General features: G+C 68.8%; 8 protein-coding genes. 3 read left to right on the top strand and 5 right to left on the bottom strand.

The window, feature by feature from the left end:
• Window positions 1-32 precede the first annotated feature (32 nt).
• From AOK11_RS29145 to AOK11_RS29165, 5 genes are all read right to left on the bottom strand, one after another.
• Window positions 33-224, bottom strand: coding sequence for a hypothetical protein (locus tag AOK11_RS29145; protein WP_055596706.1), 192 nt, complete (start codon window positions 222-224; stop codon window positions 33-35).
• A complete protein-coding gene (locus tag AOK11_RS29150; protein WP_055596717.1) occupies window positions 221-1,777 on the bottom strand; it encodes a hypothetical protein in 1,557 nt (518 codons plus the stop codon). Before AOK11_RS29150 ends, AOK11_RS29145 begins: the two co-directional genes overlap by 4 nt.
• Entirely contained in the window at window positions 1,774-2,421 is a 648-nt protein-coding gene (locus AOK11_RS29155) for a WhiB family transcriptional regulator (protein WP_055596707.1), read from the bottom strand. The genes AOK11_RS29150 and AOK11_RS29155 overlap by 4 nt, the downstream gene beginning before the upstream one ends.
• Window positions 2,422-2,577: 156 nt before the next feature.
• Entirely contained in the window at window positions 2,578-3,279 is a 702-nt protein-coding gene (locus AOK11_RS29160) for a zinc finger domain-containing protein (RefSeq protein WP_055596708.1), read from the bottom strand.
• A gap of 2 nt (window positions 3,280-3,281) precedes the next feature.
• On the bottom strand, window positions 3,282-4,178 hold the full coding sequence (locus AOK11_RS29165) for a hypothetical protein (protein ID WP_055596709.1): 897 nt from the start codon (window positions 4,176-4,178) through the stop codon (window positions 3,282-3,284).
• 671 nt (window positions 4,179-4,849) lie between these two features.
• Here AOK11_RS29165 and AOK11_RS29170 point away from each other — a divergent pair.
• The 3 genes from AOK11_RS29170 (at window position 4,850) to AOK11_RS29180 (ending at window position 7,232) form a co-directional block, all read left to right on the top strand.
• Window positions 4,850-5,296: a helix-turn-helix domain-containing protein gene (locus tag AOK11_RS29170; protein ID WP_055596710.1), complete on the top strand. Its 447-nt coding sequence runs from the start codon at window positions 4,850-4,852 to the stop codon at window positions 5,294-5,296.
• Between the two features lie 368 nt (window positions 5,297-5,664).
• Complete coding sequence (locus AOK11_RS29175; protein ID WP_055596711.1) at window positions 5,665-6,042, top strand: hypothetical protein; 378 nt, start codon at window positions 5,665-5,667, stop codon at window positions 6,040-6,042.
• Window positions 6,039-7,232 carry an MAB_1171c family putative transporter gene (locus tag AOK11_RS29180; protein ID WP_055596712.1) on the top strand — a complete coding sequence of 398 codons (1,194 nt, stop codon included), beginning with the start codon at window positions 6,039-6,041 and terminating at the stop codon, window positions 7,230-7,232. The genes AOK11_RS29175 and AOK11_RS29180 overlap by 4 nt, the downstream gene beginning before the upstream one ends.
• Window positions 7,233-7,277: the final 45 nt, after the last annotated feature.

Here is a 7,277-nt window from a genome sequence, read left to right on the forward strand (position 1 = left end):
GTGGTAGAGGCTTTGACTTGTTGGTTTGCAGGTCAGCCGCACTCGGGGCAGCGTCCGACGTGGCCGCTGAGCGCCCGGGCCATCCGCGCCTTCGTTGACGCGGCGTATTTTGCGCTGCACTTCGCCGCCAGCCTTCCGGCATGCCGCTCGGAGTGAGCGTTCAGGAAGCCGATCTCCCGCTCGTACTCCTTGCGGAGGGCCGTGAACCGCGGGCAGGTCTTCATCGGGTGCTGCTCCTTGTCTTCGTGGTGGTGTCCTCGCTCCGCAGTTGCTGGAGGGCGAGGCCCAATCGGTCGTTCCGGCCGCCTTTGAGGCCCTCGCGCCGGATGATCTCCCTCAGCTGGACCCGGGTCACGGCTTCGTTGCCGTCCCGTTCGAGCAAGGCCGGTACGTGAGGGCGGACCTGCTCGACAAGGTGCTCCACGGACTGCTCCGGCTCGAGCGGCGGACGCTGCGTCTGCGGGCTCCGGGACCTGCTCCGCTTGTCTGCCCTGCTCTTGACCTCCGTGGTCGGCTTCCGCTTGAGGGTCACCTTGTGCTTCCGGTCCCCGGTGGTGTCGGTCCCCGTGTCGGGGGTGCTCGGTCCCCGGTCCCCGGTGGTGTCGGTCCCCGACTCGGTATTACTCGGTCCCCGGCGCGGTTCAGGGCCCTGAGCAGGCGCTTTCGTCGCAGTGAGGTCGGTCCCCACACGGCTGACGCGGTCCATTTGGGACTCCGGTTCGAGCGCCCCGGTCCCCGCGTCACGGTCCCCGGTCCCCAGCTCGGTCCCCGCTCCACGGTCCCCGGTTGCGGGGGCCGGTCCCCTCTCCATGTACGGTCCCCGGTCCTCAGCGGGGTCGGAGGCGGTGCGGGGACCGTCGACGGGGACCGGGGTGCTCCAGGCCGTCGGTGCGGGGACCGTGACGGTCGTCGTGTTGTCGTGGTGCGGGGACCAAGGAGAGGGCAGGGGGACTGTGGCGAGCGCGAGCGCGTGCCGACGGGCGGCGAGCTGGTTGAGTAGCTCGGCGCGCTGGGCAGGGTCTGTTCCGACTGAGGCCCGGCCGATCGCCTTCGACAGCCGTCGCGTGAGTCGCCGACCACGCCGGTTCTGCTGTTGTTTGGGGGTGCGTTCGGCAAGGCGGGCGGCGAGCGCGACCGCGCGGGCGGTGGCTCGGTCGCGGGTGATCTGCGCGGCGTCGCGGTCCCGTGCGGCGATGCCGAGGCGGGAAAGCAGCCGCTCGTGTGCCTCACGCCCGAGGACGGCGAGCAGGCCGTGGGAGGCGGCACCAGGGGTGCGCACGCGTAGTTCGATGCCCATGGCGAGGTGCCACAGCATCGCCGCCATGACCGGTCCGACGAAGGCGCGGACGGTGCCGCCGACGGGACCGCTCTCGGCGTAGGCAGGGATCACCTGCACTCCGGTGATGACCCACACCAGGGTGCCCGGTAGCCCCGGTGCCCCCTGGGTGGCCAGGTTCTGCCGGGCCATCAGCGCGGTTGCGAAGAGGGCGAGTTCGGCGGCGGCGAACATACCGACGCGTTCGGCGGTGCCGGCCATGTCGAGATAGTCGGCGGCGAACCGCCAGCTCGTGTCCGCGCTGTAGGCGGTGCAGCCGAGCGCGGCGAGCGCGGCTACCTTGACCGCTGGGCTGCCGAGACGTTTCTGTGGACGGGCGCCCCGGTAACGGATCGTCCAGGCGGTCAGGGCCAGCGCCAGGGCGGTGACGGGGACGCCGATGGCGAGGAGGAGGGACAGGTCCGGGACGGCACCGAGGGACAGAACGGTGGGGTGGGTCATGCGGCCTTTCCGGGAGAGGCGTGCGCCGAGGTGGGCTTCGCCGGCGGGCATGTCGGCGGCTTCGTGCTGGGCTTGGCGGACGCGGATCGACTGGTCGGCGGGGCGGTCTGCGTCCCCTTCTTCTTGTTCTTGCGCCTCGGTACGCCGAGGGTCCGGTCGCGGTCGAAGACCTTGTTGGCGGCCTGCCGCAGTAGGTCACGAGCGTGCTTGTGGCTGATCTGCAGGGCGGCGGCGAGCCGGTCGGGGCGCCAGCCCCGGACGTAGGCGTGGTCGATGACGACCTGGCGCTCGGTCCCGGTCAGGTGTACGTCGCGTCCGTTGAAGAAGGCGATCACGCGGCCGTAGTCGAGGCGCTGAGGCAGCCCGTCGTGCCAGGGGCGTCGCTCCGCCTCGGTCAGCCCGCCCCAGATCCCTTCCTTGAGGGCGTTCTCCAGGGCGTAGTTGAGGCAGTCGCGGCGGACCGGACACAGGCCGCACAGTTCCTTCGCCTCGGCGATGGTCTCGTAGTCCCGGGGGAGTGGGAAGAAGGTGGCGTCGGCGTCCTCGGGGTTCATGCCGTGGCACACGCCGCGGGTGTGCCAGCTGGTGTCGCCGATGCCGCGCAGGCCGCTGGTCGGCGAGGTGTGGGTGGTGATGTGGCGCAAGGTGGTCTCCGATGTGCTGCCGCGTCGGCTGGTTGGAGCCGGCGGAGGGTGGACGCGGCGTCGGGGGTCGGCTGCGGCGTGGGGCGGCGCCGCAGCCGGTGCGGGACGAGGTGGTGTTGCCGGGGCAGCGGACGGGGAGCGCCGGTGGTGGGCCGGTCAGGCCATCGCCGACTGGGGGGTATCCCGCGCCTGTTTTGCGGCGGCGAGGTCCCGGCGGCAGTGGTGGGGGTCGGTCCGCGTGGCGTTGCCGCGTGCGAAGCCGTCGGGGGCGACCCGCCGGCGGCGGCATGGCTCGCCGACCGCGGCCTCGCACCATTCGCAGCGGACCGAGAGAGCGTCAGGCTCACCCTGGGCGATGGCTGCCTCTCGTGCCGCACGGGCGGGCCGGAAGGGCGCCAGCGCGGCCCGGGCCTCCGGGGGGATGCAGGAGCCGACTTTCTTCAGCCGCGCTTCCAGCCTCGGGTCGATGCGGCGCCCGGCGAGCTGCCGGTGATGCACGGGTTGCGCGTGGCCGGTGGCGACGGCGCGGCGGGTGCCGACCAGCTCGGCTGTCCAGGCCGCCTGGTCGTCCGGGTCCACAGACGGGGTGGGGTCGGTGTGCCGCTGGAGCCGGTCGCGTCGGTAGCTCTCCCACGGACGGGCGATGTCCGCAGGCAGGATCTGGTACGGCGAGACCCGGATGTGTTGGCGGGCTGCGATGCGGGCGTCCCAGCCGTGCGGTGTGGCCAGGGGGACGTCGCCGAGCAGCTCGTGCCACTGGGCGAGCTGGTCGCGGGCCTCGCCCTGGTCGGTGCGGATGGTGCGGGGGTCGAGTCGGCCGATGTAGGCCAGCAGGGCGGCGATTTCGCGGCGGTCCATGGCTACTCCGTTTCGGTCGGCTCGTCGAGGGCGGCGAGGAGGGCGGCGGTGTGGGCTTCCGCGCGGGTCATGCCGGCTGCGGGGGCGGGGCCGCTGCCGGGCAGGGCGTAGAGGTTCGGGCGGCCGAGGGTGTGTTCCCGGGCGATCCAGGAGCGCCAGTCGGCAGCCCAGGCGCCCGCCGAGCGGGGCTTCCAGTTGGCCCGGTGGGTACGCCACTTCGCGTCGGCGGCACGCAGGCCGTCCTCGCCGAGGCGGGCGAAGTGCCCCTGCTCGTGGGCCCAGGCTTCGGTGGCTGGGTCGACCTGCCACTCGCCGGCCGGGGTGAGGGCAGCACCACTACTGCTGCCTTTACGGTTCACCTTCGGTTCTCTACGGTTCTGGGGGTTGGATTCCGTACCTTGCGGGGTGCGGATTCCGGTACGTCGAGGGGTCGGATTCCGTCGCGAGGGGCCGGATTCCGCACCGGTCGAACTCCGGCGGGAGGGGGCGGATTCCTTACCCTCCTTGGGCCAGATCCCGTGCCGCCGGAGCCGTATCTCGTCCAGCTCGGGCACCGGGTCCGACTCGGTCGGCGGCTCGACGTAGGTGTCCGGGTCCTCCCGCGTGGCTGCCGCGACCTTGGCCAGCCATGCGGCGGCGCGTGGCAGGCGGTAGGCCGTGGTGCGCTGCGGGCCCTGCAGATGGTCCAGCACCTTCAGCTCGCCGCTCTGGGCGAGCGACGTGAGCGCGTCGCGTACCGCGGTCCGGCTCGCGTTCGTGCGTTCGACCAGGCTGGAGAGTGAGGCCCAGGCGACGCACTGCTCGTCCGGTACGCGGTCGGCGATCGACAGCAGGACCAGGCGCGCGGTCCCACGGCTGGAGCTGTGCTCCCACACCCATTCGCGGGCGTCGACGCTCACCGGCCGCTCCCGATCATGGGGCGGAAGGGCTGCGTCGGCCCGGTGGTCGGGACGTGTTCCCGCCGCCGGCGGGTGGAGTCGGGGAAGCTGGAGGCTACCGAGCAGGCCAGGCCATCGGGCCTTTTGCACAGGGCGGAGCGCATGCAAGAATCTCCTTTGGTATTGCCACGTTGAGACGCCCGGTGGAAGGGATCAGCGTGGTGATGGTGGCGATCTCCGCCCTTGCCGGGGCGGTCTGCCGTGAAGCGTTCGGTGTCCGGGAGTTGCCGCTCTCGGGCACCGTCGCTGTTTGCGGGCCTACGTGGCCCGGAGGGTGCGCATGCCACTGCTCCTTATGGTTGTTGCGCCGGGCGGGCTGCCCAGGGACGACGAACATACGCACGACGCCGCGTCAAGATCCAGACTTGGTTCTTAAACTCTCTACAACTCTCTGCTTCATGTTGATTTGTCCGTTAGTGGGCTTACGTGCGGTCGGGTCCTCGCTTCTCGAGTGAGGTCGCCTCGCGCGGGAGCTGTTCACACCTGTTGACAGCCGAGCAAGATCGTAAGTCGCAGGCAGCATCATCTGTCAACTGAAGCGGACAACTTCGTTGGCTTTGCGGGTTCGGTGTGCGTCTGAGTTGACACGTTTGGTTTGATGGGCCCCTGTGCGTGACAGAAAGGGGACAAGTGTGGGCGACGGGGTCAGCGAGGAGGGGCGCGCTCTGGCGGAGAAGGTCGACCGGCTGTTTCGGGTGATTCACCCCGAGGGGCGGGGGCCTTACTCGCTGCGCGAAGTCGCCCGAGGTGTGGTGGGCATGGGCGGCCCCAGCATGTCGGCGAGCTTCCTTCACCAGTTGCGCACGGGGCAACGGGACAATCCTGGCATCAAGTATCTAAAGGCGATTGCAGACTTCTTTGGCGTTTCGCCGGCGTACTTCTTTGACGACGGCGAGGGGGTGCGCGCTCAGGCGGAGGTGACCCTGCTCGAGTCGATGCGCGACAACCAGGTCCGTTCCGTGGCTCTGCGTGCCTCCGGTCTTTCTCCCGAGACCCTCCGCACCGTGCAGGCGTTCATTGAGCGAGCTCGGGAGCTTGAGGGCCTCGACGAGGAGGATCAGCCGGAACAGCGTGTATGACTCTCGTCACTTCCTGCTGGGGGATAGGTCCGGTAAAAATCAGGACACTTCTGTCAGGCCGTCCTGAAAATAGCGGAGCCATCGAGAGGGCTCTTTATTCGGATCTGGATCATCGCCCCCAGGCCACATAGAGTGACCGGTGGCGCGCCGTAAGTGCGCCTGGAGCAAGCGGAAATGAAAGACCAGGGAGGGAATCGTTGCGCTCGCAGCGACGACTCCGGATACCGTCCTTCCGGCAACGCCGGAAACTGGTGAATCCGGACCCACTGTCAGGGATCGAGATTCCTTCCCCCTTTGATCTGCAGAAATTCTGCGCCGCCGTAGCGGAGCGCCGAGGCCGCCCTCTGCTTGTCGAGGAAGTCGAAGGAGTGAGCGGCGCGGACGACGAGTTGTGCGGCCTGTGGGTGGAACTCGATACCGCGGACTACATTTTTTTCGAGGCGTCGACCTCCCCGCTGCACCGAGACCACATCGTCCTGCACGAGATCAGTCACATGCTCCTCGGACACAGCTCCTCGAGCGACACGAGTACGGGCGCCAACCTGGGCGAACTGTTCACCGCCATCGATCCCCGCACTGTCCGCAGTGTGCTGGGACGGGCGAACTTCAGTAGTCCCCAGGAACGCGAGGCCGAGCAACTCGCCACCCGAATAGCCAAGTTGGCCAAACTGACGTCCCTTCCGAAAACTCGTGATCCCGAACTCGATCGTCTTGACGCGGCGTTGCGCGGTGACGGCAGAAGATGAACATCTTCACGTTCGTGGTCGCTGTGCTCCTGTGGATCACCGTTGCATGGCGTGCCGTCAAGGTCTGGCGGAAAGGGCAGGACCGGTCTCTTTGGTGGGCGTTCTTCGGGCTGGCCGTCATGATGACGTTGCGCATGCCGCCCGGAAGAGCGCTCGACCAATGGACAGGCGTTATCGACCTCTCCTACTTGCTGAAGCACCTCATCGGAGGGGTGCTTTCATCAGCTGCTCTGCTGGCCTTCCTGCATAAGGTTTCCGGGGCTTCGGAGGGGCCGCGAACCAAGCGGCGGCGCATCATGTTCGCTTGCGCGACGGCGCTCGCCATGGCGATTTTGTTCTTCGCGAAACTCCAGCCGTACGAGACGCCGGCGATATTCGCGGATCCCGTGGCCCGTTACGTTTTCCTCGCCTACACGCTTCTCTTCCTCGGCTACCTCACCGCCTCACTGCTGGGAGGCGTGAGGGTCTGCTGGCGCTGGGGACGCAACTCAAGTGGACCAGCGCTCAGTTGGGGACTTCGAACCATCGGCTTGGGCCTGGCCGCCGGCGTCGCATATGCCGTCGTCAGAGCGACAACGATCACCACACGCATCCACGGTGACGGCCTCTTCCCCGGCGCCGTGGACGACTACATCAGCACCGCCTTGCTCATGGCGGCCCTCGTCCTCATCGTCGCAGGCACCAGCCTGCCCATGCTCAGCCTGCTCCACAGCTGGCGGACCAAGCGGCACGCGCTACTGCGCCTGCGCCCCCTGTGGCGAGACCTCACACAGGTCACACCCGCCGTACGCCTTCACACTCCGCGCGGCGCAGCGACCGAACACCTCAACCCACTCAACGTGCACGACCGTTTGTACCGTCGAGGCGTCGAGATCCGTGATGCCGCCCTGGCCCTCAACAACTACGCGTCGCCCGCCCTCCGGGAACGGGCCCAGCAGCACGCCGAAGCCCACGGCCTCTTCGGCACCCAGGCCGCAATCGCCGCCGAAGCCTGCTGGCTCGCGACCGCACGCCACGCCAAGCTCCGGGGCACAGCGCCCGGTTCCAGCGTCGAGCACCGCCCCGCGGGCGGCGGGCGGGACCTGCACAGTGAGATCTCCGCGCTCACCCAGTTGTCCGACGCCTACCACTCCGACCTCGTCCGAGACTTCACGGACTCCGAAGACCGCCTGATGGAGCCAACGGCATGAGTACCTTCGTCGCGCCCCCCACCCCCACCTATGCCGAAGCCACCC

Source organism: Streptomyces hirsutus (assembly GCF_001418415.1).
GTDB lineage: Bacteria > Actinomycetota > Actinomycetes > Streptomycetales > Streptomycetaceae > Streptomyces > Streptomyces hirsutus.